This is a genomic window from Kitasatospora sp. NPDC057595, assembly GCF_042800875.1.
GTDB lineage: Bacteria > Actinomycetota > Actinomycetes > Streptomycetales > Streptomycetaceae > Kitasatospora.
Genome location: NZ_JBHVGL010000024.1, coordinates 88,362 through 113,770, shown reverse-complemented (window position 1 = coordinate 113,770; position 25,409 = coordinate 88,362). Strand labels below are relative to the sequence as shown.

At 73.1% G+C, this 25,409-nt stretch carries 23 protein-coding genes; 8 read left to right on the top strand and 15 right to left on the bottom strand.

Translation table 11 applies throughout. From position 1 onward, the window contains the following. Positions 1-440 precede the first annotated feature (440 nt). Positions 441-1,703 carry a tyrosine--tRNA ligase gene (gene tyrS / locus ACFU9E_RS29750; RefSeq protein WP_355374682.1) on the bottom strand — a complete coding sequence of 421 codons (1,263 nt, stop codon included), beginning with the start codon at positions 1,701-1,703 and terminating at the stop codon, positions 441-443. A 302-nt stretch (positions 1,704-2,005) separates the two neighbouring features. Here tyrS and ACFU9E_RS29745 point away from each other — a divergent pair, with 302 nt between their 5' ends. Continuing rightward, positions 2,006-2,542: an HNH endonuclease gene (locus ACFU9E_RS29745; protein WP_380689417.1), complete on the top strand. Its 537-nt coding sequence runs from the start codon at positions 2,006-2,008 to the stop codon at positions 2,540-2,542. Between the two features lie 111 nt (positions 2,543-2,653). Here ACFU9E_RS29745 and ACFU9E_RS29740 read toward each other — a convergent pair whose 3' ends face one another. The 6 genes from ACFU9E_RS29740 to ACFU9E_RS29715 all read right to left on the bottom strand — a co-directional run bounded on the left by ACFU9E_RS29740 (position 2,654) and on the right by ACFU9E_RS29715 (position 8,359). Then, the gene (locus tag ACFU9E_RS29740) at positions 2,654-4,411 is read right to left on the bottom strand and encodes a PQQ-binding-like beta-propeller repeat protein (RefSeq protein ID WP_380715487.1); all 1,758 of its coding nucleotides are present in this window, start codon (positions 4,409-4,411) and stop codon (positions 2,654-2,656) included. Positions 4,412-4,520: 109 nt separating this feature from the next. Further along, complete coding sequence (locus tag ACFU9E_RS29735; protein WP_380683195.1) at positions 4,521-4,823, bottom strand: 4a-hydroxytetrahydrobiopterin dehydratase; 303 nt, start codon at positions 4,821-4,823, stop codon at positions 4,521-4,523. Between the two features lie 106 nt (positions 4,824-4,929). After that, entirely contained in the window at positions 4,930-5,688 is a 759-nt protein-coding gene (locus ACFU9E_RS29730) for a sulfite exporter TauE/SafE family protein (protein ID WP_380683194.1), read from the bottom strand. A gap of 179 nt (positions 5,689-5,867) precedes the next feature. Continuing rightward, positions 5,868-6,926 (bottom strand): SPFH domain-containing protein, encoded by a 1,059-nt coding sequence (locus tag ACFU9E_RS29725; RefSeq protein ID WP_380683193.1) that lies wholly within the window; start codon positions 6,924-6,926, stop codon positions 5,868-5,870. Positions 6,927-6,936: 10 nt separating this feature from the next. Further along, positions 6,937-7,359 carry an NfeD family protein gene (locus ACFU9E_RS29720; protein WP_355374586.1) on the bottom strand — a complete coding sequence of 141 codons (423 nt, stop codon included), beginning with the start codon at positions 7,357-7,359 and terminating at the stop codon, positions 6,937-6,939. A gap of 208 nt (positions 7,360-7,567) precedes the next feature. Then, the gene (locus ACFU9E_RS29715) at positions 7,568-8,359 is read right to left on the bottom strand and encodes an ABC transporter ATP-binding protein (RefSeq protein ID WP_355374589.1); all 792 of its coding nucleotides are present in this window, start codon (positions 8,357-8,359) and stop codon (positions 7,568-7,570) included. 149 nt (positions 8,360-8,508) lie between these two features. On the opposite strand from ACFU9E_RS29715, the gene ACFU9E_RS29710 reads away from it, so the two are divergent. Further along, positions 8,509-9,309, top strand: coding sequence for a hypothetical protein (locus ACFU9E_RS29710; protein ID WP_380683192.1), 801 nt, complete (start codon positions 8,509-8,511; stop codon positions 9,307-9,309). Here ACFU9E_RS29710 and ACFU9E_RS29705 read toward each other — a convergent pair. The 3 genes from ACFU9E_RS29705 to ACFU9E_RS29695 form a co-directional block, all read right to left on the bottom strand. Then, the gene (locus ACFU9E_RS29705; protein ID WP_380683191.1) at positions 9,306-9,956 is read right to left on the bottom strand and encodes a response regulator; all 651 of its coding nucleotides are present in this window, start codon (positions 9,954-9,956) and stop codon (positions 9,306-9,308) included. The genes ACFU9E_RS29710 and ACFU9E_RS29705 overlap by 4 nt on opposite strands. Beyond that, positions 9,949-11,046 (bottom strand): GAF domain-containing sensor histidine kinase, encoded by a 1,098-nt coding sequence (locus ACFU9E_RS29700; protein WP_380683196.1) that lies wholly within the window; start codon positions 11,044-11,046, stop codon positions 9,949-9,951. The genes ACFU9E_RS29705 and ACFU9E_RS29700 overlap by 8 nt, the downstream gene beginning before the upstream one ends. A 319-nt stretch (positions 11,047-11,365) precedes the next feature. After that, positions 11,366-13,939: an FHA domain-containing protein gene (locus ACFU9E_RS29695; RefSeq protein WP_380683190.1), complete on the bottom strand. Its 2,574-nt coding sequence runs from the start codon at positions 13,937-13,939 to the stop codon at positions 11,366-11,368. 303 nt (positions 13,940-14,242) lie between these two features. On the opposite strand from ACFU9E_RS29695, the gene serB reads away from it, so the two are divergent. Beyond that, a complete protein-coding gene (serB, locus tag ACFU9E_RS29690; RefSeq protein ID WP_380683189.1) occupies positions 14,243-15,520 on the top strand; it encodes a phosphoserine phosphatase SerB in 1,278 nt (425 codons plus the stop codon). Positions 15,521-15,596: 76 nt separating this feature from the next. On the opposite strand, the gene ACFU9E_RS29685 is transcribed toward serB, so the two are convergent. From ACFU9E_RS29685 to ACFU9E_RS29675, 3 genes are all read right to left on the bottom strand, one after another. Further along, entirely contained in the window at positions 15,597-16,124 is a 528-nt protein-coding gene (locus ACFU9E_RS29685; protein WP_355374602.1) for a histidine phosphatase family protein, read from the bottom strand. A gap of 127 nt (positions 16,125-16,251) precedes the next feature. Beyond that, entirely contained in the window at positions 16,252-16,374 is a 123-nt protein-coding gene (locus tag ACFU9E_RS29680) for an SGM_5486 family transporter-associated protein (RefSeq protein WP_355374605.1), read from the bottom strand. A 64-nt stretch (positions 16,375-16,438) separates the two neighbouring features. After that, positions 16,439-17,740, bottom strand: coding sequence for a CynX/NimT family MFS transporter (locus tag ACFU9E_RS29675; RefSeq protein ID WP_380683188.1), 1,302 nt, complete (start codon positions 17,738-17,740; stop codon positions 16,439-16,441). A gap of 84 nt (positions 17,741-17,824) precedes the next feature. Here ACFU9E_RS29675 and ACFU9E_RS29670 point away from each other — a divergent pair, with 84 nt between their 5' ends. From ACFU9E_RS29670 to ACFU9E_RS29655, 4 genes are all read left to right on the top strand, one after another. Continuing rightward, positions 17,825-18,499 carry a FadR/GntR family transcriptional regulator gene (locus ACFU9E_RS29670; RefSeq protein WP_380683187.1) on the top strand — a complete coding sequence of 225 codons (675 nt, stop codon included), beginning with the start codon at positions 17,825-17,827 and terminating at the stop codon, positions 18,497-18,499. A gap of 151 nt (positions 18,500-18,650) precedes the next feature. After that, positions 18,651-18,989 (top strand): WXG100 family type VII secretion target, encoded by a 339-nt coding sequence (locus ACFU9E_RS29665; protein ID WP_380683186.1) that lies wholly within the window; start codon positions 18,651-18,653, stop codon positions 18,987-18,989. A gap of 4 nt (positions 18,990-18,993) precedes the next feature. Continuing rightward, positions 18,994-21,162: a DUF6571 family protein gene (locus ACFU9E_RS29660; RefSeq protein ID WP_380683184.1), complete on the top strand. Its 2,169-nt coding sequence runs from the start codon at positions 18,994-18,996 to the stop codon at positions 21,160-21,162. Beyond that, a complete protein-coding gene (locus ACFU9E_RS29655; protein ID WP_380683182.1) occupies positions 21,159-22,214 on the top strand; it encodes a hypothetical protein in 1,056 nt (351 codons plus the stop codon). Before ACFU9E_RS29660 ends, ACFU9E_RS29655 begins: the two co-directional genes overlap by 4 nt. A 76-nt stretch (positions 22,215-22,290) precedes the next feature. On the opposite strand, the gene fabI is transcribed toward ACFU9E_RS29655, so the two are convergent. Together fabI and fabG are read right to left on the bottom strand one after the other, a co-directional pair. Next, positions 22,291-23,058, bottom strand: coding sequence for an enoyl-ACP reductase FabI (fabI, locus tag ACFU9E_RS29650; protein WP_355374622.1), 768 nt, complete (start codon positions 23,056-23,058; stop codon positions 22,291-22,293). 1 nt (position 23,059) lies between these two features. Next, positions 23,060-23,779, bottom strand: coding sequence for a 3-oxoacyl-[acyl-carrier-protein] reductase (fabG, locus tag ACFU9E_RS29645; RefSeq protein ID WP_380686824.1), 720 nt, complete (start codon positions 23,777-23,779; stop codon positions 23,060-23,062). A gap of 374 nt (positions 23,780-24,153) precedes the next feature. Here fabG and ACFU9E_RS29640 point away from each other — a divergent pair, with 374 nt between their 5' ends. Beyond that, positions 24,154-25,299, top strand: a complete 1,146-nt coding sequence (locus tag ACFU9E_RS29640; protein ID WP_380686827.1) for an MBL fold metallo-hydrolase — start codon at positions 24,154-24,156, stop codon at positions 25,297-25,299. Positions 25,300-25,409: the final 110 nt, after the last annotated feature.

The window sequence follows — 25,409 nt, the reverse complement described above, 5'->3', positions numbered from 1 at the left end:
CTCCAACCCCAGAGAATCTGAGGCCGGGGATGTCAACATATCTGGCGTTGACTTTTGGCACGCTGTTGAGTTCTCAAGGAACGGACGCTTCCTTCAGGCCGCCTTCCAGCGGGCCCTCCGGGCGCTTCGTTCTTTCGTGTTTCCAGCTTATCAGACGTTTTCCGCTCCGTTTTCCGGAGTTTCATTCATCCGATTTCCCGAACTGGTCCGGGGTCACTTTTCGCGACGCCCTCCACATTAGCGCATTCCGAGTGTCACTCGAAATTCATGCTTGGAGCGTGGTGCGCTGAGTGGTGTGGCCGCTTCAGCGACTCGTTCAACACTAGGCCACCTGGAGGACATCGTCAAACCTCAAGGGGCGGGATCCGGCTGGATCCCGCCCCTCAGGGTCGAAGCCGCAGGTCAGCGGCGTCGTGTTCCGGCCAACGCGGCCGGTTCGATCACTTGCTCAGCTCGGCCGCGGCCAGGTTGCGCTTGCCCCGGCGCAGGACCAGCCAGCGACCGTGCAACAGGTCGGCCTCGGCCGGCACCGCCTCCTCGTCCGTCACCTTGACGTTGTTGAGGTAGGCACCGCCCTCCTTGATCGTCCGGCGGGCGGCCGAACGGCTCGGGGAGAGGCCGACGGCGACCAGCAGGTCCACGATCGGCTGGAGCTCGGTGACCGCGGCCTTCGGGACCTCGGCGAGCGCGGCGGCCAGGGTGGGGGCCTCCAGGTCGGCGAGGTCGCCCTGGCCGAACAGCGCCTTGGAGGCGGCGACCGCGCGCTCGTACTGGTCGGCGCCGTGCACCAGGGTGGTCAGCTCCTCGGCGAGGGCGCGCTGGGCGAGGCGGGCGGCCGGGCGCTCGGTGGTCTCGCGCTCCAGCTCCTCGATCTCCTCCTTCGAGCGGAAGCTGAAGATCCGCAGGAAGTTGGGGACGTCCCGGTCGTCCGCGTTCAGCCAGAACTGGTAGAAGGCGTACGGGGTGGTCAGCTCGGGGTCGAGCCAGACCGTGCCGGACTCCGTCTTGCCGAACTTGGTGCCGTCGGCCTTGACGATCAGCGGCGTGGCCAGCGCGTGCACCGACTTGCCGTCGGCCTTGCGGATGAGGTCCGTGCCGGCGGTGAGGTTGCCCCACTGGTCGCTGCCACCGGTCTGCAGGGTGCAGCCGTAGCGGCGGTTCAGCTCCAGGTAGTCCATGCCCTGGAGGATCTGGTAGCTGAACTCGGTGTAGCTGATGCCCGCGTCGGAGTTGAGCCGTCGGGCGACGGCCTCCTTGGCGATCATGTTGTTGACGCGGAAGTACTTGCCCACGTCGCGCAGCAGGCTGATCGCGGACATCCCGGAGGTCCAGTCCAGGTTGTTGACCATGCGCGCCGCGTACGGGCCCTCGAAGTCCAGGAAGCGGGAGATCTGCCCGCGCAGGCGCTCCACCCAGCCGGCCACCGTCTCGGGGTCGTTGAGCACCCGCTCGGCGGTGGGCTTCGGGTCGCCGATCAGACCGGTGGCACCGCCGACCAGGCCGAGCGGGAGGTTTCCCGCCTGCTGGATGCGGCGCATGGTGAGGATCTGGACCAGGTTGCCGAGGTGCAGGCTCGGGGCCGTCGGGTCGAAGCCGCAATAGAACGTGACCGGGCCGTCCGCGAACGCCTTGCGCAGTGCGTCCTCGTCGGTGGAAAGGGCGATCAGCCCACGCCACCGCAGCTCGTCGACGATGTCCGTCACGGTCACGATTCTCCTTCGGTCGGGCGTCCCGTCCGGTGCGGGCCCGGTTCGATCGGGTCCCGGTGCAGGACGACTCCAGCGATGTAGAGCCTACGCGGTCGCCGCCGGCGAGTTTTCGCCGCACTGGCATGGACGCGCCGCGAGGGCCGGGTTCCGACGTGGTCATGCCCCTCCGTGACACCGGAAATTCCGTTGTTCGACGGCGGGGAGCCCCTTCAGAGTGGTCCCACCGCCGCGCGGCGGCAGTGACGTGGGTGAGGACGGTCGTGCCGCCGTGGCACGCCCGCGGAAGGGTGGCCGAGGTGCGCAGCACGCTGGTTCTGAACGCAAGCTACGAGCCGCTGACGACGGTGTCGCTCCAGCGCGCCGTGGTCCTGGTGCTCCAGGACAAGGCCGTGGTCGAGCAGGCGCACCCACTGCGCACCATGCGCGGGACCGGGGTGACGGTACCGGTGCCGCGGGTGATCAGACTCCAGCGGTACGTCCGGGTGCCGTTCCGACAACAGGCTCCGTGGTCCCGCCGCGGGGTTCTGGTCCGTGACCAGCACCTGTGTGCCTACTGCGAGCGGCGGGCCACCACGGTGGACCACCTGCAGCCGAGGTCGCGCGGTGGCGGGGACACCTGGCTGAACACCGTGGCCGCCTGCGCGGAGGACAACCAGCTCAAGGCCGACCGGACGCCGGAGCAGGCGGGGATGAAGCTGCTCCGCAAACCGTTCGTCCCGACGCCGCAGGCGACGCTGATGATGGCGCTGGGGCTGCGCGGCTCGGACGTCCGGGAGCTGGCCGACTGGCTGCCGGCCCAGGCCGTCGCCGCGGCCGCGCCGTCCGCCGCCTGAGCGGGCCGGGCGGGCCGGGTCGGCCGGGACGGACCACGAACAGGGGGGAAACACGGGGGAAAGCCGGGCCGGGGACCGACGGGGGAGGTCGGTTCCCGGCCCGGCGCGCGCTCATTCCTTCGCCCGGAAGCCCGTCGCGGTACCGAAGTTGGTCGAGTGCTCGGGGACGGCGACGATCCGGCCGCCGCCGATCAGGACGCGCCCGGAGACCAGCAGCGAGCCGGTGCCGGACGGGAAGTCGCCGCCGACCGTCTCGTGCCCGCCGTCCAGGGCGAAGCGGCTGAGGTGCGCCGGCTGCTCCCTGCGTTCGTCGACGGCGAGCACCAGCGCGCCGCCGTCCACCCCGACGGCCCGGGCGGCACCCTTCTCCCGGGCGGGGGTCCGCCAGCGCTGCTTGCCGGTGTCCAGGTCGTAGCCGACCACCGCGACCGGCCCGCCGGTGCCGTTCGCCGAGGCGGCGGTGGTGACCGTGGTGACCATCGTGCGGTCGTGGAAGAAGACCCCGGGGGTGGCCGAAAACGTGCCGTGGGCGACGTCGAGCCGGCCGTCGGCGTCGGCGACCGGGATCTCGGCGGTGGGGTCGCCGGCCTGGCCCCAGGCGAACACCCGGTCGTCCTCGGGCTTCTCGCCGGTGGTGAGGACGACGGGCGGCTCGGCGGAGAGCACGGTCGCCGTCTTCGGCCGGTTGTTCAGGCCGCGCCACCAGGAGACCTTGCCGTCGGCGGTGTTCAGCGCGACGGCCTGGTCGATGGGGGTGGAGTCGGCGCAGGAGCTGGCGACCAGGACGGTCCCGCCGGAGACGCCGCCGGAGAGGGTGCAGAACTTCCCCTGCCCGGTGTACTGCCAGAGGTCCGCGCCGTCGGCCGACTGCCAGGCGACGGCGTGGCTGTCGCCGACCGCGATCACCTTGTCGTCGGTGACGCCGACGCGCGCGCCGTAGGAGCCCTTGGTATCGGTGAGCGGCTTGGTCCAGGCCGCCCGGCCGTCCTTGGTGTCGACGGCGGTGACCAGGGCGCACGGGCTCTTCGGGTCGGCCTGCGGCCGGAACAGCACGGCTCCCAGGCCGGTCCGGTTGACGGTCGGCGACAGTCCGCACGGGACGGCGCCGGCGGCGGGCGGCTCCACCGCCCAGACCGGTCGGCCGTCCGTCAGGCCGTAGGCGCGCACGCCGGTGGCGTCGGCGCGCACCACCGCGCCGTCGAGCAGCCAGCTGCCGACGAGGGTGTCGTCGCCGCCGGGCCCGCCGGCGTCGGCCCGGGCGGCCCAGGTCCGGCTGTGGGCGGTGGTGAAGCCGGGCTCGCCGGAACTGTCGGCGGAGGCGCTGCCGCCGCCTTCGGCGCTCACCATCAGGCCGGCCGCGACCAGGACGCCGAGCGCGGCCACCCCGGCGCCGCTGCGCACCAGCAGGGCGCGCCGGCCGGGGGCGGCGGCGGCCCCGGTGGGACCGGGCCGTGCGGCACGGCGGGCCCGCCGGGAGGACGGCGGGACGGCGGCGGGCACGGGGTCCGCCGCCGCCTCCATGTCCGCGGCGGGCGAGGGCTCGGGGTCGGCCTCGGCCTCGGGCGCCGGCTGGACGTAACCGTCGGCGGTGTACTCGGCACCGGCGGGCACGTACAGCTCCTCCCCCACCGGCTGCTGCGGCACGACGACGTAGGGCGCGTACTGCTGCTGAGGGTGCTGGGAGTGCCCGTCGTGGGGGTGCGCGTCCGGGACGTAGGCGTCGGGCTGCTGCTGCCCCTGGCCGTAGGGGTGGTAGGGGTCGTACGGGAGGTACGGCGCCTCCGGTCCCCGGGGGTCCGCCTGCTGGTGGCCCGCCTGCTGGGGGTACCACGGCTGCGGGTGGCCGTCGCCGAGGGGGTCCTGCGCCATCCGTTCCGTCCCTCCCGACCGCCTGCACTGCGGCAGCCAGCATCTCACGGCCCCGGCGCGGCCCGGAGGGAACGGTTCCGGCTCTGTCAGGTGTGCCCGGGGACCGGCCCTATCGGGCGGACTCGGCGGCCAGGGCGTCGTCGATCCGGGCGGCGAGGTCGAGGTCGAGGGCGGTGAGGCCCCCGGCGCTGTGGGTGGAGAGGGCGAAGCGCAGGGTGCGCCAGCGGATGTCCACGTCGGGGTGGTGGTCCATCGCCTCGGCGGTGGCGGCGACGGAAACGACGACCCGGATCCCGGCGGGGAAGTCCGGGGCGTCGGCGGTCCGGACGATGGTGTCGCCCTCGCGCGTCCAGTGCGCCAGGGCGGCCAGCCCGGCGGTGATCTCGTCCTCGGTCAGCCGTTCGCGGCTCATCGGCCCACTCCTGTCGCCGGTCGCTGTCAGTTCGTTCGGGACGTGCCCGCACAGGACGATATAGAGGCCGGGCCCCCGGACGTCGGCGACACCTCGGAGCGCGGCCTCAGTCGGTGAGCAGCTTGACGACGGCGGCCAGGCCGACGACCACGATGACCGCGCGCAGCGCCTGCGGCGGCAGCCGGCGGCCGACCCGGGCGCCGACCAGCCCGCCGACCAGCGAGCCGACCGCGATGAGGCCTGCGGCGGCCCAGTTCACCGTCGAGGTGAAGAGGAAGAACAGCGCCGCGACGCCGTTGACGATCATCGCGAGGGCGTTCTTCACGCCGTTGATCCGCTGCAGGTCCTCCTGGAGCAGCATGCCCATCAGGGCCAGCAGCAGCACGCCCTGGGCGGCGCCGAAGTAGCCGCCGTAGACGCCGGTGAGGAAGATCCCGATGAGCAGCGGCACCCCGCCGTGCGGGTCGCCGTCGGGGCGGCGGCGGGCGGCGACGGCCCGGGCGACCCGGGGTTGCAGCACCACCAGGACGAGGGCGAGCAGGATCAGCACCGGGACGATCGCGTCGAAGGCGGCGCTGGGCAGTTCGATCAGCAGGTAGGCGCCGAGCACGCCGCCGAGCAGCGAGGCGGTGCCGAAGCGGGCGAGCCGGGCGCCCTGGCCTTCCAGCTCCCGTCGGTAGCCGATCACGCCGCTGAGCGAGCCGGGCACCAGGCCGAAGGAGTTGGAGACGTTGGCGGTGACCGGGGGAAGGCCGACGGCGAGCAGCACCGGGAAGGTGATGAGCGTGCCGGAGCCGACGATCACATTGATCATTCCGGCGCCGACACCTGCCGCCAGGACGGCGATCGCCTCCCAGACCGTCATGAGCCACCTCCCGTGGGGTCCCGTCGCGGTGATCATGCCGGACGGACCGGCGGGGGTTCCAGAGGCACCCGCGATTCGGGACGTACGACACACGGCCGCGGGCCCGTCGCGCGCGAGGGCCCGCCCCCGTGCGGAACGGGGACGGGCCCTCGCCAGGGCGTCCGGGACCTACCGGCCGGTCACTGCGGGTCGTTCTTGCGGTACTCGCGGAGCGGGTCGATCCGGGGCCGTGCGGAACCCTTGGTGTCGGTGTCCAGCGGGCGCGGGCCGGCGGCCGGGTCGATCGGGACCTGGGTGGCGGCCGGCGGCGCGGCCGGGGCGGCGCTGGGGGCGGCCACCGCGCCGCCGTTGGCACCGCCGCCGTTGCCGGTCAGGCCGTTGAAGGCGCCGCCGAGGCCCTTGAGCGCGTCTCCGACCTCGCTGGGGATGATCCAGAGCTTGTTGGCGTCGCCCTTGGCCAGCTCGGGCAGGGTCTGGAGGTACTGGTAGGCGAGCAGCTTCTGGTCGGCGTCGCCCTCGTGGATCGCCTCGAAGACGGTCCGGATGGCGGCGGCCTCACCGTCGGCGCGCAGCACCGCGGCCTGGGCCTCACCCTCGGCCTTGAGGACCTCGGCCTGCTTCTCACCCTCGGCGCGCAGGATCTGCGACTGCCGGTTGCCCTCGGCGGTGAGGATCGCGGCGCGCTTGTCCCGCTCGGCGCGCATCTGCTTCTCCATCGAGTCCTGGATGGAGGTCGGCGGCTCGATGGCCTTCAGCTCGACGCGGTTGACCCGGATGCCCCACTTGCCGGTGGCCTCGTCGAGCACCCCGCGCAGGCCGGCGTTGATGACCTCGCGCGAGGTCAGGGTGGATTCGAGGTCCATCGAGCCGATGATGTTGCGCAGCGTGGTGACGGTGAGCTGCTCGATCGCCTGGATGTAGCTGGCGACCTCGTAGGTGGCGGCCCGGGCGTCGGTGACCTGGTAGTAGATCACCGTGTCGATGTTGACGACCAGGTTGTCCTGGGTGATCACCGGCTGCGGCGGGAACGGCACGACCTGCTCGCGCAGGTCGATCCGGTTGCGGACGCGGTCGATGAACGGGACGACGATGTTCAGGCCTGCGTTGAGCGTCCGGGTGTAGCGGCCGAAGCGCTCCACGATCGCGGCGCTGGCCTGCGGGATGACCTGAATCGTCTTGATCAGCGCGATGAAGGCCACCACGACCAGGACGACCAGGACGATAAGGACGGGTTCCACGGACTCTCCCCTAGACGACCAGGGCGGTCGCGCCCTGGATTTCGACGACGTCGACCTGCTCCCCCGGCTGGTAGACCTGCTCGGGGTGGAGCGCTCGGGCCGACCAGATCTCGCCGTTGAGCTTGATCCGGCCGCCCTCCGCGTCGACCCTTTCCGCGACGACCGCGGTGGCGCCCTTGAGCGCCTCGATGCCCATTTTGATCTGCGGGCCCTTCCGCAGTGCCCGGTAGGCGACGGGACGGACGACGACCAGTTGCGCGACCGAGGCCGCGACGAAGGTCAGGACCTGCCAGACCGGGTCGGCGCCCAAGCCCGCGACGCCGGCCGCGACGAGCGCGCCGATCGCGAACATGGCGAGTTCCGGCATCGCGGTGATCACCAGCGGTATACCGAGGCCGACGGCGACCAGAAGCCACCAGATCCAGCTGTCCACGTGTCCATCCTAGGGAGGGAAGGGCCTTCGAGGCGGTCAGTTCCCGCAGGTGGAGGGGCGGAAACCGGTCGCGCGTGCGACCGGTTCCGGTTCGACCGAGTTCGATTGGGGCCCGGTGGCCCCGGCGGAGCCCCCCGAGGCCCGCGCGGAGCCCCCCGAGGCACGGGCGCGGAGCCCGTGCCGGAGCCCGCGCGGAGCCGATCCGGCGTCAGCCGAGCGGCAGGCCCTGGGCGGACCAGCGGTCGCCGTGGCGCTCCAGGGTCAGCGGCAGGCCGAAGCACTTGGAGAGGTTGCGTGCCGTCAGCTCGGTGTCGATCGGGCCGGCGGCGAGCACCTTGCCCTGGCGGATCATCAGGACGTGGGTGAAGCCGGGGGCGATCTCCTCGACGTGGTGGGTGACCATCGCCATGGCCGGCGCGAACTCGTCCTGGGCCAGGGCGCCGAGGCGGCGGACGAGGTCCTCGCGGCCGCCGAGGTCGAGGCCGGCGGCGGGCTCGTCGAGCAGCAGCAGCTCGGGGTCGGTCATCAGGGCGCGGGCGATCAGGGTGCGCTTGCGCTCGCCCTCGGAGAGGGTGCCGAAGCGGCGGTCGGTCAGGCTCGCCATGCCGAGGCGGTCGAGCAGGGCGAGCGCGCGGGACTCGTCGGACTGCTCGTAGGTCTCCTGCCAGGTGACGGTCATGCCGTACGCGGCGGTCAGCACCGTCTGCAGCACGGTCTGCTCGGCCGGCAGCTTGTCGAACATCGCGGCGCCGGCCAGGCCGATCCGCGAGCGCAGCTCGAAGACGTCCACCTCGCCGAGCTTCTCGCCGAGGACGGTGACCTTGCCGGCGGTCGGGAAGAGGTACGAGGAGGCGATCTGCAGCAGGGTGGTCTTGCCGGCGCCGTTCGGGCCGAGGATGACCCAGCGCTCACCCTCGGAGATGGACCACGAGACCTGGTCGACCAGCGCGCGCCCCTCCCGGACCACGGAAACGTCCACCAGCTCCAGCACGTCGCTCATGCCTACGCCTTCCCCAAAAACAGATATCTCGGCCGTCGGTGCGGGCGGGCAGCCTACCCCTGGTGGCCGGTGGCACGGAGTGGGTGCGCCGCACACGCATGGGCAAACCTACGCCACGCGGATGGCCGCCGATTCCGTAGGCTGGCCGGATGCTCGCCTCTCCTGCCGACAATCCGTACGAAGAGCCCCGTTCGGGGCGGCTGGCCGCCTGGGGCAACGCCCTGCTGGCCGGTCTGGTGCCGCCCGACAACGCCGCCGCGGCCGTTCTGGCGGCCGACGAGGGCCACCGGGTGACCGGTCTGCCCGGGGACGGGCCGGACGAGCGGCACGGGCTCACCTGGGCGCTGGGCCGGCTGCGGGTGCTGGGCGTGCGGGGCCTGCGGCTGGCGCTGCCGTCGGCCGGGCACCCGCTGGGTCTGACCGGGCCGGCGCCGTTCAACGAGCGGGCGATGGCGGCCGGCGAGGCGGTGCTGGCGGTCGGGGTGCCGCTGGGGCTGGTCCCCGAGGTCGAGGTGTTCGGCCCGGCCGGGGACCGGTCGGCGACCGTGCTGTGGCGCTGCTCCGAGGTGAACGACGCGCCGCCGGCGGACGTGCCGTCGCTGCACGAGGCCGAGTTCGAGCTCGCGGACGGGCTGCGCCGGGCGACCCTGCTGCTGACCCAGCTGGACGTCGCCGGGGCCGGGCCCGAGGCGCTGCGGGCGCTGGAGGCCTTTCGGCGGCGCGGCCACGACGAGCTGCTCGCGCCGGGGTACCCGCCGCGGGCGGTGCGGGTACTGGAGTCGGCGCGCCAGGTGGCGGCGCTGCTGTCGATCGCCTCGGGCAGCCACGGCGCGGCGGTGAGCGCCTCGGAGATCGCGGCCCGGCAGGCGGTGCTGGCGCCGCTGTGGCGCACGGCCCGCCGGGCCCAGGTGGCGGCGTACAACGCGCTGGTGGACGAGGAGCGGGGCTAGCGCGTCCCGCCGTGCCGGACGGCCCAGAGGGCGGCCTGGGTGCGGTCGGCGAGGTCCAGCTTCATGAGGATGTTGGAGACGTGCGTCTTCACCGTCTTCTCGGACAGGTGGAGGCTGCGGGCGATCTCTCGGTTGGAGCGGCCGTCGGAGATGTGGCCGAGCACCTCGCGCTCGCGCTCGGTGAGGGTGCCGCCGCGGCCCTGCGGGGGGCGCGGGCCGTCGTCGGCGAGCAGCGCCTCGGCGAGTTCCGGCTGGAGCAGCACGTGGCCGGCGTGGACCGAGCGGATCGCGCCGGCCAGCGCCTCCGGGTCGACGTCCTTGTAGACGTACCCGGCGGCGCCGGCCCGCAGGGCGGGGACCATGGTGCGGTGCTCGGTGAAGCTGGTGACGATCAGGATCCGGGCCCGGCTGCCCTCCTCCTTGAGCGTGCGCAGCGCCTCGATGCCGTCGACGCCGGGCATCTTGAGGTCCATCAGCACGACGTCGGGGTCCAGGGCACGGGCCCGGTCGACGCCCTCGGCGCCGTCGGCGGCCTCGCCGACCACCTCGATGTCGTCCTGCACCTCCAGGAAGGTGCGCAGGCCGCGGCGGACCACCTGGTGGTCGTCGACCAGCAGGACGCGGATCGCGGGCACGGTGTCAGGCACCGGGGACCTCCATCTCGACGACCGTGCCCCTTCCGGGGGCGGAGTCCAGGGTGAGCCGACCGCCGACCGCGGCGGCGCGGTCGCGCATCGAGGCCAGGCCGAGGTGGCGGCCGGCCCGGCGGACCGAGTCGGGGTCGAAGCCCCGGCCGTTGTCGCTGATCCGCAGCACGGCGCCGCGGGCGGGCGTGCCGGCCAGGGTGACGATGACCCGGCGGGCCCCGGAGTGGCGCAGCGCGTTGTGCAGGGCCTCCTGGGCGACCCGCAGCAGGGCGCCCTCCTGGGCCTGCGGCAGGGCGCGGACCCGGTCGGCGGCAAAGGCGATGTCGGCGGCGTGGGCGCGGTCGAGGACCTGCACCTGGGAGGCCAGGGTGGCGCTGAGGCCGTCCTCCTCCAGGGCGGCGGGGCGCAGCTCGACGACCACGGCGCGCAGTTCGTCGGCGGCCTCGGCGGCGAGCCGGGCGACCTCGGCGAGCTCCTCGCGGGCGCGGGCCGGGTCGCGGTCGACGAGCTTGGCGGCGGCCTTGGCGGTGAGGCGCAGCGAGAAGAGCTTCTGCGAGACGGCGTCGTGCAGGTCGTGGGCGATCCGGGCGCGTTCGCCGGCCAGGGTGAGTTCGCGGCTGCGCTCGTAGAGGCGGGCGTTGGAGAGCGCGAGCGCCGCGTGGGCGGCGAGTATCCGCAGGAGTTCCTCGTCGTGGTCGGTGAAGCCGCCGCCGCCCTGCTTGTTGGCGAGGTAGATCACGCCGAGGACGCCGGGCTCGTCCTCGGCGTGGTCGGGGTCGAGGATCGGCATGCCGAGGAAGGCGCCGAGTTCGGGGTGGGCGTCCGGCCAGCCGCCGAAGGCGGGGGCGCTGCGGACGTCGTCGAGCCGGACGGCGCCGGTCTCGTGGAACATCGCGGCGAGCACGCCGTGCTGGCGGGGCAGCGGGCCGATGGCCTTCCACTGCTCGTCGGTGACGCCGTCGACGACGAACTGGGCGAAGCCGCCGTGGTCGTCGGGGACGCCGAGGGCCGCGTACTCGGCGCCGAGCAGGCGGCGGGCGGAGGCGGTGATCCGGCGCAGCACCTCGCGGACCTCCAGGTGGCGGCTCATCGCGAGCAGTGCCTGGCTGACGGCCTCGATGCCGGCGAGGCAGGGTTCGCAGGCGGGCAGGGTGCCGTCGGGCGGCGGGCCGACCGGGATCCGGTCGGTGGGCAGCGATCCGGCGTGCCGGTGGTCGCGTGGCACGGTGGGCATGACGCCAACCTACCGCCGGGTGCGGGGCCCGCGCGTCCGTCCCGGGGCCGGGCCGGGCCCGGGTCTGAGGACCTAGGGCCCAGGGCCCGGGTCTCGCCGGGTGGCCCCGGGAACGCCGCGGGGGCGGCCCTCCCCCGGCGGGGCGGGCCGCCCCCGGGGGCGGTCGGCGGGCGGGTCAGCCCTTCTGCATGACCTCGGGCTCGTGACGGCGCTGCAGGCGGGTCACGACGATGCCGATGACGACCGACATCAGGATCAGGATCCCGGCGTCGAACCAGAACTGCCCGGCGTTGTGGCCCCAGATCGCGTCGTACTCGGGGTTCTGGAAGTCCTTGTTCCAGGGGCCGAGCAGGTGCGAGAGGTCGAGCGTGGTGGCGACCATGCCGGTGCCCCAGCGGGCCGGCATCAGCCAGGCGAACTGCTCCAGGCCGGGCTTGGAGAAGACCTGGAAGAGACAGCCGGTGAAGACGACCTGGATGATCGCGAACATGACCAGCAGCGGCATGGTCTTCTCGGCGGTCTTCACCAGGGCCGAGATCGCCAGGCCGAACATCATCGAGGCGAAGCTGAGCAGGATCAGGCCGAGGCTCATCTCCAGGATCGGCAGGTTCTTGATCACCAGGCCCTCGGCGGGCAGCTTGCGCGGCAGGAAGCCGACGGCGGAGATGATCGCGCCCTGGATCACGCTGAAGAAGCCCAGCACGATGATCTTGGACATCATGTACGCCGAGCGGGAGAGCCCGGTGGCCCGTTCCCGTTCGTAGATCGCCCGTTCCTTGATCAGCTCGCGGACCGAGTTGGCCGCCCCGGAGAAGCAGGCGCCGATCGCCAGGATCAGCATGATCGTCGCGGCGCCGCTGTTCAGGCCGAGCTGCGTCTTGGGGTTGCGGGCCAGGCCGGGCTCGTTGGGGATCAGCACGCTGACCGCGCCGAGCACCGCCGGCAGCAGGATCGACAGCGCCAGGAAGCCGCGGTCGGAGGCGAGCACCGAGACGTAGCGGCGGATCAGCGTCCACAGCTGCGAGCCCCAGCTCTGCGGCTTCGGCGGGCGGACGGCCTCCTGCACGATCTGCGCGGACTGCACCGGCTGCGCGGCGCCGGATTCGACGTCGGCCGAGTACTGCTGGTGGTGCACCGAGCCCCGGTAGCGGCCGGCCCAGTCGTGGTCCGGGTAGTTCTCGAAGGCCTGGAAGACATCGGCCCAGGTCTCGTAACCGAAGAAGTGCAGGGCCTCGTCCGGCGGGCCGAAGTACGCCACCGAGCCGCCCGGTGCCATCACCAGCAGCCGGTCGCACAGCGCGAGTTCGGCCACCGAGTGGGTGACGACCAGGATGGTGCGGCCGTCGTCGGCGAGGCCGCGCAGCATCTGCATGACCTCGCGGTCCATGCCCGGGTCGAGGCCCGAGGTGGGCTCGTCCAGGAAGATCAGCGAGGGCTTGGTGAGCAGCTCCAGCGCGACCGAGACGCGCTTCTGCTGGCCGCCGGAGAGCGCGGTGATCCGGTTGTCGGCGCGCTTGTCCAGACGCAGCTCGTAGAGCACCTCGTCGATCCGGGCCTCGCGCTCGCGCGGCTCGGTGTCGCCGGGGAAGCGCAGCCGGGCCGCGTACTTGAGGCCGGTGCGGACGGTCAGCTCCTTGTGCAGGATCTCCGACTGCGGCACCAGGCCGATCCGCGAGCGCAGCTCGGCGAACTGCTTGTAGAGGTTGCGGCCGTCGTAGAGGACGTCGCCGCGGTCGGCCGGACGGTAGCCGGTGAGGGCGCGCAGCAGGGTCGACTTGCCGGAGCCGGACGGGCCGATGACCGCGACCAGGGACTTCTCCGGGACGCCGAAGCTGACGTCGTTGAGCAGGATCTTCTTGGCGCCCTTGTGCTCGACCTCGACGGTCAGGTGCCGGGCGGAGAAGGAGACCGCGCCGGTGTCGACGAACTCCTGCAGCTGGTCGCCGACCAGCACGAAGCTGGAGTGGCCGACGGTCAGCCGGTCCTGTGCGCCGATCAGCTGACGCTCGACGCGCTGGCCGTTGAGGAAGATGCCGTTGTGGCTGCCGAGGTCGACGATCTCGTAGCGGCCGTCCGGCAGCTGGCGCAGCTCGGCGTGGTGGCGGGAGACCTGGAGGTCGGAGACGACGATGTCGTTGTCGAGCGCGCGGCCGATCCGGATGGTCTTCATGCCGGCGGTCAGGTTGCGGATGATCGTCGGCTGCGGGCCGCCGTCGTGGGCGGCGGGCGACGGCTGCGGGAAGCCCTGCTGTTGCTGCGGGAACGGCTGCTGGCCGTGCTGCGGCGGGACGGGCTGCCGGCCGTGCTGGACGGGCGGCTGCGCGTACTGCTGCGCCTGCTGCGGGTAGGGCTGCACGGGCTGCTGCGCTGGCGCGGCCTGCCACTGCTGCTGCGGGGCGGGGCTGCGGCTGGTGGTCGCCTCGTGCCAGGCCTGGGCCTGGGCGGCGGGCTGGGCGGCCGGCGCGGAGAAGGCGAGCCGGGGGCCGTTCTCGGCGTTGCCGAGGTTGACCACGGCGCCCGGGAACAGCTGCGCCTGCAGGGTGCGGGCGCCGCCGGTGTAGGTGCCGTTGGTGCTCCCGTGGTCGTCCAGCTGCCAACCCGCCCCGTTGAACGAGATGGTGGCGTGCTGCCAGGAGACCCGCGCGTCGTCGAACTGGAAGTCCGACTGCGGATTGCGACCGATGGTGTAGGACCGCCCGGGTTCCAGGACCCGCTGCTGTCCGTTGATCTCGATGACGAGTTGCGGCACTGCTCGTCTGCCCCGCTCTCTCGGTTCCCCCGATGGTGCGCCCCGGTCAGGTGGGGGCGAAAATGATCGTGAATCTGACGGGGGAATCATTCCAGCCCGCCGGGCACGGGTGAAAGCCGCCCCCGCGGACTGTGACCAGGCGGCAACGATTCGCGGACCACCGGCGGACCACCTCCGGCGGCCGGCTCCGCCGCTGGTCCGCGGGGCCCTCCCCCGGCCCGTCCGTGGACGGGTCCGCGGGCCCGTCCACGACCCGGACGGGTGCCGTCGCCGCGACGGGCTGCGGGTAGCGTGGGAGGCACCATGAACGCATCGCCCTTGGCCGCCGAGCCGCTCCCCGCACCGCAGCCCCGGACCGAGGACGGGCGCACCCTGCTCGTCAAGGTGTTCGGCAAGGACCGCCCCGGGATCACCACCGGGCTCTTCGCCACCCTGGCCGGGTACGGCGTCGAGGTCATCGACATCGAGCAGGTGGTGACCCGTGGCCGGATAACGCTGTGCGCCCTGGTCACCGCGCCCGACGCGGCGGGCGCCGAGGGCGGTCTGCGGGCCCTGGTGCACCGCTGGGCCGAGGACCAGAAGCTCCAGGCCGAGATCATCTCCGGCATCGGCGACAACCGGCCGCGCCGGGAGGGCCGCTCGCACGTCACCGTCCTCGGCCACCCGCTCACCGCCTCCGCCGTCGCCGCGCTCACCTCCCGGATCACCGAGGGCGGCGGAAACATCGACCGCGTCTTCCGGCTCGCCAAGTACCCGGTGACCGCCGTCGAGCTGGCCGTCTCGGGCGTGGCCACCGACCGGCTGCGGGCCGAGCTGGCGCAGGAGGCGGCCACCCAGCGGGTGGACGTCGCGGTGGTGGCGGCCGGGCTGGAGCGGCGGGCCAAGCGGCTGGTCGTCATGGACGTCGACTCGACGCTGATCCAGGACGAGGTGATCGAGCTGTTCGCCGCCCACGCGGGCTGCGAGGCGGAGGTCGCCGAGGTGACGGCGGCGGCGATGCGCGGCGAGCTGGACTTCGCCGAGTCGCTGCACGCCCGGGTGGCGCTGCTGGCCGGGCTGGACGCCGCGGTGACCGAGAAGGTGCGCGCGGAGGTCCGGTTCACCCCGGGCGCGCGCACCCTGATCCGCACGCTGCAGCGGCTGGGCTTCCAGGTGGCGGTGGTGTCCGGCGGGTTCACCCAGGTCACCGACCACCTGGTGGAGCAGCTGGGGCTGGACTTCGCGGCGGCGAACACCCTGGAGGTGGTGGACGGGAAGTTCACCGGCCGGGTGGTCGGCGAGATCGTCGACCGGGCGGGCAAGGCGCGCTGGCTGACCCGGTTCGCCGAGCAGGCCAAGGTGCCGCTGGAGCAGACGGTGGCGATCGGCGACGGCGCCAACGACCTAGACATGCTGAACGCGGCCGGGCTGGGCGTGGCGTTCAACGCGAAGCCGGTGGTGCGGCAGGCGGCGGACACCGCGGTGAACGTGCCCTTCCTGGACACCGTGCTGTACCTGCTCGGGATCACCCGCGAGGAGGTCGAGGCGGCCGACGTGCTGGACGGTCCGGCCGAGGACGGCGCCGCCGCGGCGACCGGCTGACGGGGCCCTGCGTGGCAGACACCGAGGGGCGCGCGGACACCTGGTCCGCACGCCCCTCGCCGTTTCGCCCGTGTGCCTAGTCCTGCGGCGTGAAGTACGAGACCAGCGCGGCGACGCCCGGCTCGACGTCCTTCCAGGAGCCGGAGAAGCTGAGCACCGCGATGGCGGCGGTCGGGAAGCCGCCGAGCCGCAGCCGCTCCAGCGCGTCCCGGTCGCCCTCGTCGCCGGCCAGCACCTGGGTCAGGCCGAGCACTCCCGGGTTGTGGCCGACCAGGACCAGGTCGGCGTGGTCGTCCGGGGTCTCCTGGAGGACGGCGATGATCTCCCCCGGAGTCGCCTCGTAGACCCGGTTCTCGTACACCGTGCGGCGCGAGCGCTTCGGCAGCTCGTGCGCGGCGAGCTTCCACGTCTCCCGGGTGCGCAGGGCGTCGGAGCAGAGCACGTAGTCGGGGTTGATCCCGGAGTCGGCGAGCCAGCGTCCGGCCTCCGGGGCCTGGTGGCGGCCCCGGTCGGCCAGCGGCCGCTCGTGGTCGTCGACGCCGTTCGGCCAGTCGGCCTTGGCATGGCGGAGAACGATGATCCTGCGGGGCGTGTCGGCGCTCATACCCAGCAAGCTTGGCAGAAAAGCCGGCCGGGAGCGCGATGCTGCCCGATGCCGCCACCCGACGGGGCGGGCGGTGCCATCATGCGGGGTTCACCCGGAGGTCGTCGTCCGGCCGACCGGGTTCCGGTCAGCCGAGGTTCTGGGCGACGGTCGCGACGATGATCAGCAGGACGACGATGCCGCCGATGATCGCGGCGATCTGGCCGAGCTTCTTGTGGCCGTCGGTGGGGTTCGGTTCGAGAACGGGCATGCCCGGATTCTCCCATCCCGGACACGCCCGTCCACCACCGACCCCGTCGCGCCGCCCGGGCCCGTCAGGCCGCGGCCGCGGCCTGGGCCGGGACCGCCTCGTCCTCGATGTGCCGGGCCCGGGCCGCCCGCAGGCCGAACAGCATCTGGGGCACCAGCAGCACCGCCAGGAAGCCGAGCGGCAGGTACCACTCGCCGGTCGCCTGGTAGAGCCGGCCGATCAGGATCGGACCGGGGATCGAGATCAGGTAGCCGACGCCCTGGGCGAAGGCGGACAGCTGGGCGACGCCGCCGGCCGACCGGGCGCGCAGGCCGATCAGGGTCAGCACCAGCGGGAAGGCGCAGTTGGACAGACCCACCAGGACAGCCCACAGCCACGGCGCGGCGGCCGGGGCGAACGCCAGACCGAGGTAGCCGGCGATGCCGAAGGCCGCCAGCACCACCACGAACAGCCGCTGGTCACCGCGGCGGGCGGCCAGGTTGGGCAGGATGAAGGAGACCGGCACGCCGATCACCATGGTCAGTGCCAGCAGCACGCCGGAGGTGCCCTCGGAGATGCCGGAGTCCTGGAAGATCTTCGGCAGCCAGCCCATCACCACGTAGGCGCCGGTCGCCTGGCAGCCGAAGAAGCAGGCCAGCGCCCAGGCGGTGCGGCTGCGGGTGATCGGCAGCTTCACCCCGGAGCCCTGGCCGTCCGACGGTCCGCCGCCCTGCTTGCGGCGGGTGAGCAGCACCGGGACCCAGAGCAGCAGGGCGAGGGCGCCGAGCGCGGCCCACACCCCGAGGCCGACCCGCCAGTCGCCGCCGAGCGCGCTGGTCAGCGGGACGGCGACGGCCGCGGCCAGCGCGGTGCCGCCGGACAGCGCCATCGAGTACAGGCCGATCATCGGCCCGACCTTGTCCGGGAAGTACCGCTTGATCACCACCGGGAGCAGCACGTTGGCGACCGCGACGCCGGCCAGCGCGAGCGCGGTCAGCAGCAGGAAGACGGCGGTGTTGCCGGCGAAGGAGCGGGCCAGCACGCCGGCGGTGATCGCGCCGATGCCCGCGGTGACCACGGCGACCGGGCCGAGCCGGCGGGCCAGGCCGGGCGCGGCGAAGCCGAACAGGGCGAAGCAGAGCGAGGGGACGGCGGTGAGCAGGCCCGCCACCGTCGGGCTCATCCCGAGGTCGGCGCGGACCTGGTCGAGCATCGGCCCGAGGCTGGTGACCACGGGGCGGAGGTTGAACGCGGCGGCGGCGATCGCGAGGGCGAAGAGCCAGCCGGCGGAGCTGCGGCCGGTCGGGGCGGGCCGCTCGGGCTGCGGCCGGCCCCCGGCGCGGGGGGAGGCGGTGGCGGGATCTGCGGTGTCTGCTGCGGACGACATGCGAGTCATCATAGAATGATGGGATGAATTAGTGCACCCGTGAATTGGCATGATGGCCCGACCCGTCCGACCCAAGGAGTCCTTGTGGCGCTGTCCTCGCCGAGGCGCACCCCGCTGTCCGACCAGGTGATCGCCCAGCTGCGCGCCCAGATCACCTCCGGCGAGTGGCCGGTCGGCTCGCGCATCCCGACCGAGGCCGCCCTCGTCGAACAGCTCGGTGTGGCGAGGAACACGGTCCGCGAGGCCGTCCGCGCGCTCGCCCACAACGGGCTGCTGGACATCCGCCAGGGCTCCGGCACCTACGTCCTGGCCACCAGCGAGCTCGCCGGCGTGATGCACCGCCGCTTCGCCGACGCCGAACGCGCCCAGGTCGCCGAGCTGCGCGCCACCCTGGAGACCTCCGCCGCCGGCATGGCCGCCACCCGCCGCACCGAGCGCGACCTCGTGCTCATCGACGCCGCGCTCGCCCGCCGCGAGGACGCCTGGCGCGCGGGCGACGCCGAGGACTTCGTCCAGGCCGACGCCGCCTTCCACCAGGCCGTCGTCGCCGCCGCCCACAACGACGTGCTCGCCGCCCTCTACGCGGACCTCGGCGAGGTCACCCGGGCCCATCTGCGCCACGACGTCGGCCCCGAGCTCATCGCCGAGCGCTACCTCGGCCACGACAAGATCGTCGACGCCATCCGCGCCCGCGACCCCCAGCGCGCCTCGCACGAGGCCGGCCGCGCCATCGGCCCCTGCAACGCCCCCGAGGCCTGACGCCGAGGTCCGGCCCCGGGCCCCGCCCCCGCCCGGCTCCCCCGGGGACGGCCTCGCGCCTTGCCGGAGGCCGGATTTGGCGTGCTAACGTCCCGTGAAAATTCGCGGACGGCCGTACTCCGGTCGGGTGTGCACACAACGGGGAGAACTGATGGCGGATCCGGACCTGAAACTGGGCCAGGGACCGGGCGGGGGGCCGACCAAGGTGTCGACGCCGGCCCTCGACAAGGCGGCCACCGCGCTGGACGGCATCGCCAATGACAGCACCGCGGCCGGCAAGGGCGCCGACGAGTCGACCGAGGCGGCGGCCGGGAGGCTGAGCGGCTGGGACACCGCGGCGGCGCTGCGCGGCGCGGTCAAGGAGTGGCACGAGCAGGTGTCGCAGCTCAACGGCCGGCTCAACCAGGAGGCCGGGATGATGCGGCAGACCCACACCAACTACCTGAACGTCGAGCAGGGCATCGCCACGTCGTTCACCGGGAAGGCGTGAACCGATGAGCCTGCTCGGTTACGAGGACGTCATGAAGGCCGACCCGTCCGCGATGGCCAAGGCCGCCGCCGACTGGACCGCGATGGCCGGGAAGTATCTGCAGATCCAGCACCGGCTGGAGACCGAGGTGCTCTCGGTCACCGGCAACCAGGGCCTGTGGATGGGTTCCACCGCGTTCGCCGCCAACATGCACGTGAGCGCCACCCGCCAGCAGAGCATCGACGCGCAGACCGAGGCCAAGGCCGTCGCCTCGATCATCACCGACGCCAAGAACGACTTCGAGGCGGCGCAGAAGAAGCTGAAGGAGGCCGTCGCCGGCGCCCAGGCCGACGGCATGAAGGTGACCGGCACCGGCGCCGTGATGTTCGACGTCGGCGCGCTCGACCCGGCCACCAAGCAGGAGTACCGCCACGACCGGGACTACCAGCAGGAGCGCAGCGAGGCCGCCGGGAAGTGGGCGCAGCAGATCAAGATCGCCCTGGAGGAGGCGACCGCCGCCGACCAGCGGGCCGCCCTCCAGCTGCGCCGCGCCGCCAAGGTCGGCGACCCGACCAACCAGTTCAACGGCCAGGCCGCCGGCGGCGGCGACGAGGCGGACGGCAAGCGGGCCGCCGAGCTCGCCGCCCGGATCAAGGACGGCAAGACCCTCACCCCGGAGGAGCTCGCCGAGCTCAACAACCTGATGAAGGCCAACTCCGGCAGCCCGGTCTACGGCCAGACCCTGCTCAACGCGCTCGGCCCGGAGGGCACCCTGCTGCTCGCCGACGAGCTGGAGCTGCGGCTCAACGACCGGGACGGCAAGAACAAGGGCGAGTACGGCGAGCTGCAGACCAACCTCGCCAACACCATCGCCGGCGCCACCCGGGACAGCAACAGCAAGTTCTACCAGGACTTCCGCAAGGGCTTGCAGGAAGCCGGCGTCAAGAACATCAACGAGCGCCACTTCGGCGGCGGCGCCGAGCCGATCTACGGCTACCAGACGCTGGCCACCCTGCTCCAGCACGGCAACGCCGGGTACGGCAAGGAGTTCCTGAACGACCTCGGCACCGACATCCTGAGCGCCGAGCGCGGTGACAAGAACCGCTGGGGCATGCACCAGTTCAACGGCCCGCGCCCGGACCTCGTGTACGACCCCGTGGACGGCGTGCTCAAGCTGATGGGCCAGAACCCGGACGCCGCCACGATGTTCCTGGACCCCAAGTCGCCCGGGGCCGACGACCGCCTCAAGTACCTGCTGCGCGACCGCACGTGGCCCACCACGTTCACCAACACCCTGTACGGCCCGCCGATCATGGACAAGGCCACCCACCAGGAGGGTCTGGCCGCCGCCCTGGAGGCCGCCGCCACCGGCGACGTCCCCGGCGAGGGCACCCACAAGGGAGGCCCGCACACCCCCGCCCAGGCCCGCGTCATGGAGGGCGTGATCTCGGCCCTGGACGGGGACGGCAAGGGCAGCGAGATCCACGACGACCTGAAGATGCCGCTCGCCAACGCGCTGTCGGACTACGTCGACGACACCCACAAGATCCTCAGCGACCACGTCAGCAGCGGTGGCGGCGGGGTCAAGGAGGTGAACGGGGAGGGCCACATCGACGGCGGCGCCGACAGCCTGGTCCGCGTCCTGCGCGGCGTCTCGGACGAGCCCGAGGCCTACGCGCTGCTCTACAGCGCCGAGCGGGCCAAGGCCGCCGAGGTCATCGGCGGCCTGCCGGCCGACCCGCGCGCGGACCGCGACGCGGTCGACGTCCCGGCCCAGCGCGTCGGCACGGCGCTCGGCGCCTACGACGCCATCCGCTCGGACGTCATCCTGGACAACAAGGACGACCGGATGGAGTGGGCGGACAAGACCAGCTCGCTCGCCTCCTCGATGAACGGCACCGTGACCGGGTTCATCCCGGAGGTCGGCGACATCGCGGGCACGCTCGTCGACATGGGCATCGAGAAGTGGGCGGACGACGTCAAGAAGGACGCCCAGGACACCGGCAACAAGGCGTCCTCCGACCACCACTTCGCGGCCCTGAACCAGAGCAAGGAGATGTCCCTCGGCTGGGGCCGCGCCAACGGCTACACCACGGACGCCCGGGCCGACCTCGTCTACTCCAACATCGAGAACGGCCACACCAACGGGCACGCCAACGCGATGAGCGCGCTCGGACGGAACGGTCAGCAGTGAGGCCCTCCCGGCGTACCTGGGCGGTCCTCGCCGGCGTGCTCGTCCTCGCCCTCGGCGCGGGCGGCTTCGCCGCGTGGCGGTACACCGGCCTGTTCCTCCCGGACCGGCTCTGCGACGGCGCCGTCGCGACCGGGGACGTCCGGGCGGTGCTGGGCGGCGGCCGGCTTGAGGTCGTCCGCAGCGAGCGGTCGACGGACCGTGAGCGGCCGGAGGGCAGCTGCGTGATCGAGGCCCGCGACGGCGCCGACCTCACCCTGCGCACCCACGGCGTCAAGGTCGCCGACCGGCGCAGCCAGGTCGATCCGGGGATGTCGCAGCCGGACCGGGGCCCGATCGGCGCCTTCGCCAACGACACCGGCTGGCTGGTGCTGCCGGCGGGCTGCCGCAAGCCCGCCGACGGTGCGTCGGAGGACTTCCCCGACCGGGACGCCGACGTGCTCAGCGCGGATGTGCGCCACCGCGGCGAGGGCGGGGTCCGCCGGCAGGACGACCCGGCCGGGGAGGCCCCGGACCAGCCGACCCGGGAGGCCCTCGCCCGGCTCGCCGGTGACTTCGGCTCGGCGGTCGCCGGTTCCTCCGGCTGCGGCGCCGCCGACGCGCCGGACATGCACCTCACCGCCGCCGGCCCGGCCGCCGGACCCGCCACCGACGGGCGGCTGTGCGGCCTGCCGGGCGTCGGGACCGGGAAGGACCTGCCGGAACTCGCCCAGCGGGTCAGCGATCCGGCGGCGCCGCTGCAGTCCTGCTGGGTCTACAGCGGGACCATGGCGGAGCCGGCGATCCGCTTCACCGCCACCGCCGAGACCCGCTACCCGGCCTTCGCCGCCGGGCGCGGGGAGCTGACGGCGCCGCTGCCGGCCGGCTGGCGGGGCACCGGCTCGTACAGCGCCGTGCACGCGCCGTGCGGGAAGGACGACCTGTTCCTCCGGCTGGCCGGGCGCGGCGACCTCGTCGACCCCGTGGACCCGGCCGGCTACGGCACGCCGCTGTTCACCTCCTGGGCGAACGCGGTGGCGGTACAGCGCGGCTGCGAGCCGATCGCCCCGAGGTAGCCCGGCACGAGAACGCCGCTGCCCGGCACCCCTCCTCCTCGGAAGTGGTGCCGGGCAGCGGCGTGTGCGAGGGGCGTCAGGCGCCGATGGCGTGCAGGCCGCCGTCGACGTGGACGATCTCGCCGGTGGTCTTCGGGAACCAGTCCGACAGCAGGGCGACGACGCCGCGGCCGGCCGGCTCCGGGTCGCTCAGGTCCCACTTCAGCGGGGAGCGGGTGTCCCAGGTGGCGGCCAGGTCGGGGAAGCCCGGGATGGACTTGGCGGCCATCGAGGCCAGCGGGCCGGCCGAGACCAGGTTGCAGCGGATGTCCCGCTCGCCCAGGTAGCGGGCCAGGTAGCGGTTGGTCGACTCCAGGGCGGCCTTGGCCGGGCCCATCCAGTCGTACTGCGGCCAGGCGTACTGCGCGTCGAAGGTGAGGCCGACGACCGCGCCGCCGTCCTGCATCAGCGGCAGCAGCGCCATGGTCAGCGACTTCAGCGAGAACGCCGAGACGTGCATGGCGGTGGCCACGGACTCCCACGGCGTGTTCAGGAAGTTGCCGCCCAGGGCGTCCTGCGGGGCGAAGCCGATCGAGTGGACGATGCCGTCCAGGCTCGGCAGGTGCTCACGCACCTGGTCGGCGATGCCGGCCAGCTGCTCCTCGCTGGAGACGTCCAGCTCCAGGACCTTGACCGGGTTCGGCAGCTTCTTGGCGATGCGCTCGGTCAGGCTCGGCCGCGGGAAGGCGGTCAGGATGACCTCGGCGCCCTGCTCCTGGGCCAGCTTGGCGGTGTGGAAGGCGATGGAGGACTCCATCAGCACACCGGTGATCAGGATGCGCTTGCCTTCAAGGATTCCGCTCATGTCAGTGACCCATGCCCAATCCGCCGTCGACGGGAATGACGGCTCCGGTGATGTACGCGGCCTCGTCCGAACCGAGGAACCGCACGGTGGAAGCGACCTCGGCGGGCGCCGCGTAACGGCCCAGCGGCACGTCGGCGACGATCTCCGCGCGGCGCTCGTCGCTGAGCACCGCGGTCATGTCGGTGTCCACGAAGCCGGGAGCGACCACGTTGACGGTGATGTTGCGCGGGCCCAGCTCGCGGGCCAGCGAACGGGCGAAGCCGACCAGGCCGGCCTTGGACGCGGCGTAGTTGGCCTGGCCCGGGGAGCCGGAGAGGCCGACGACCGAGGAGATCAGCACGATCCTGCCCTTACGGGCACGCATCATCAGCTTGGACGCGCGCTTCACGACCCGGAAGGTGCCCGTGAGGTTGGTGTCCAGGACGGAGGTGAAGGCCTCCTCCGACATCCGCAGCAGCAGGGTGTCGTTGGTGATCCCGGCGTTGGCGACCAGCACCTCGACGGCGCCGTGCGCGGCCTCGACCTCGGTCAGGGCCGCGTCCACCTGGGCGCTGTCGGTGATGTCGCAGCGCACCGCGAGCACGTCGAACTTGGCCAGCTGCTCGGGGACCTCACCCGACCGGCTGGTGATGGCGACCTTGTCGCCCGCCTCGGCGAAGGCCTGGGCGATCGCGAGGCCGATGCCCCGGTTGCCTCCGGTGACGAGAACCGAGCGGCTCAACGATCCACCTCTCTCCGTTGTGTGCGCACGCCGTGATGCCCGCGCACCACTTCGTGATGTCCACGTACATCGCAACGAGTACGCGGTGTGACGCTATCGGTCGTTCCGGCGCGGCGGCGAATCGGTCTCCGACAGCGCCGCAGCGACGGAACTGTCAGTACCCGACAATTCACGTCCAACCGGTTTTCACGCGATTCGCCCACCCGTCCGCACCGGATTGTCGTGTCCACTGAGCGGCCCGTCCGGGAACCCCACGACGGTGCGCGCCCGTTGTGCCCCCTGGTGCGGCACGACGCCGGGGCCGCCGCACCGGGGCCGACGGCGGCCCGCAGCCGGACAGCCGGCCCCGGTGACGAGCGGAGGCGGAACGCGGAATGAGCGAGGCACGGGTCGGGACCACCCACCGACGCGGACGACTGGCGGCCCTGGCCGCGCTGGCGGTCGGCGCCGGAGCGGTCGCCTGGGCGCTGCGCGACCTCCCGGCGGCATTCGGCCGCCGGCCGGACGGCGAGCGGGAGGAGCGGCTGCGCAACTCCCCGCAGTACCGCGACGGCGTCTTCCACAACGCGCCCTCCGAGCTGGCCCGGACGGCCGCGGCGTCCGGCATCGACCCGGAGACGGTGCGCCGGGTGCTGTTCCAGCGCGACGGCCGCACCCCGAACGGCGCGGTGCCCGTCGTCCGCCCGGCCGACGCCGCCGGTGCGGCCGCCGAGGGCGTGGCGGTCACCTGGTACGGGCACGCCTCGGCGCTGGTCGAGGTCGAGGGCTCCCGGGTGCTGCTCGACCCGATCTGGAGCGAGCGCTGCTCCCCCGCCGCGCAGGTCGGCCCGCGCCGGCTGCACCCGGTGCCGGTGGAACTGGAGGAGCTGCCGCAGGTCGACGCGGTGCTCATCTCGCACGACCACTACGACCACCTGGACATGGCGACGGTCCGGCGGCTGGTGCGCAGTCAGTCCGCGCCGTTCGCGGTGCCGCTCGGCATCGGCGCCCACCTGCGCCGCTGGGGCGTGCCCGAGCACCGGATCATCGAGCTGGACTGGGACGAGACCTGCACGCTCGGCGACCTGGCGCTCACCCTGACCGCCGCCCACCACTTCTCCGGCCGCGGCCTGACCCGCAACACCACCCTGTGGGGGTCCTGGGTCGTCGCCGGGCCGAGCCGCAAGGTCTACTACACCGGCGACTCCGGCTACTTCGAGGGCTACGCGCGGATCGGCGCCGAGCACGGCCCGTTCGACGCCGCGCTGGTCCAGGTCGGCGCCTACGACCCGGCCTGGGCGGACATCCACATGACGCCCGAGGACGCCGTCCGCGCCCACCGCGAGCTCAACGCCGAACTGCTGCTCCCGGTGCACTGGTGCACCTTCAACCTGGGCCTGCACCCGTGGGCCGAGCCCGTCGAGCGGCTGCTGGTGGCGGCCAAGGAGCAGGGCGTGCGGCTGGCCGTCCCGCGCCCCGGCGAGCGGGTCGACGTCGACAACCCGCCGGAGCTGGACGGCTGGTGGGAGGGCATCGGGTAGCCGGCCGGCCGCCGCACCGGAAATACGCTGGCCGAAAGCCCCTTGGCGGGCAATGATGCGGTTCGGGCGCCCCTGTCGGTACCGGGGCGCCGCACCGCCGTCCGCCCGAC

Excerpts from the sequence above, each read along its gene's own strand:
- fabI (WP_355374622.1), bottom strand. The coding sequence starts at position 23,058 with ATGAGCGGAATCCTTGAAGGCAAGCGCATCCTGATCACCGGTGTGCTG.
- ACFU9E_RS29710 (WP_380683192.1), top strand. The coding sequence starts at position 8,509 with ATGCTCGCCTCTCCTGCCGACAATCCGTACGAAGAGCCCCGTTCGGGG.
- ACFU9E_RS29715 (WP_355374589.1), bottom strand. The coding sequence starts at position 8,359 with ATGAGCGACGTGCTGGAGCTGGTGGACGTTTCCGTGGTCCGGGAGGGG.
- ACFU9E_RS29665 (WP_380683186.1), top strand. The coding sequence starts at position 18,651 with ATGGCGGATCCGGACCTGAAACTGGGCCAGGGACCGGGCGGGGGGCCG.
- ACFU9E_RS29680 (WP_355374605.1), bottom strand. The coding sequence starts at position 16,374 with ATGCCCGTTCTCGAACCGAACCCCACCGACGGCCACAAGAAGCTCGGC.
- ACFU9E_RS29685 (WP_355374602.1), bottom strand. The coding sequence starts at position 16,124 with ATGAGCGCCGACACGCCCCGCAGGATCATCGTTCTCCGCCATGCCAAG.
- serB (WP_380683189.1), top strand. The coding sequence starts at position 14,243 with ATGAACGCATCGCCCTTGGCCGCCGAGCCGCTCCCCGCACCGCAGCCC.
- ACFU9E_RS29735 (WP_380683195.1), bottom strand. The coding sequence starts at position 4,823 with ATGAGCCGCGAACGGCTGACCGAGGACGAGATCACCGCCGGGCTGGCC.
- ACFU9E_RS29660 (WP_380683184.1), top strand. The coding sequence starts at position 18,994 with ATGAGCCTGCTCGGTTACGAGGACGTCATGAAGGCCGACCCGTCCGCG.
- ACFU9E_RS29730 (WP_380683194.1), bottom strand. The coding sequence starts at position 5,688 with ATGACGGTCTGGGAGGCGATCGCCGTCCTGGCGGCAGGTGTCGGCGCC.
- ACFU9E_RS29675 (WP_380683188.1), bottom strand. The coding sequence starts at position 17,740 with ATGTCGTCCGCAGCAGACACCGCAGATCCCGCCACCGCCTCCCCCCGC.
- ACFU9E_RS29700 (WP_380683196.1), bottom strand. The coding sequence starts at position 11,046 with ATGAGCCGCCACCTGGAGGTCCGCGAGGTGCTGCGCCGGATCACCGCC.
- ACFU9E_RS29740 (WP_380715487.1), bottom strand. The coding sequence starts at position 4,411 with ATGGCGCAGGACCCCCTCGGCGACGGCCACCCGCAGCCGTGGTACCCC.
- ACFU9E_RS29640 (WP_380686827.1), top strand. The coding sequence starts at position 24,154 with ATGAGCGAGGCACGGGTCGGGACCACCCACCGACGCGGACGACTGGCG.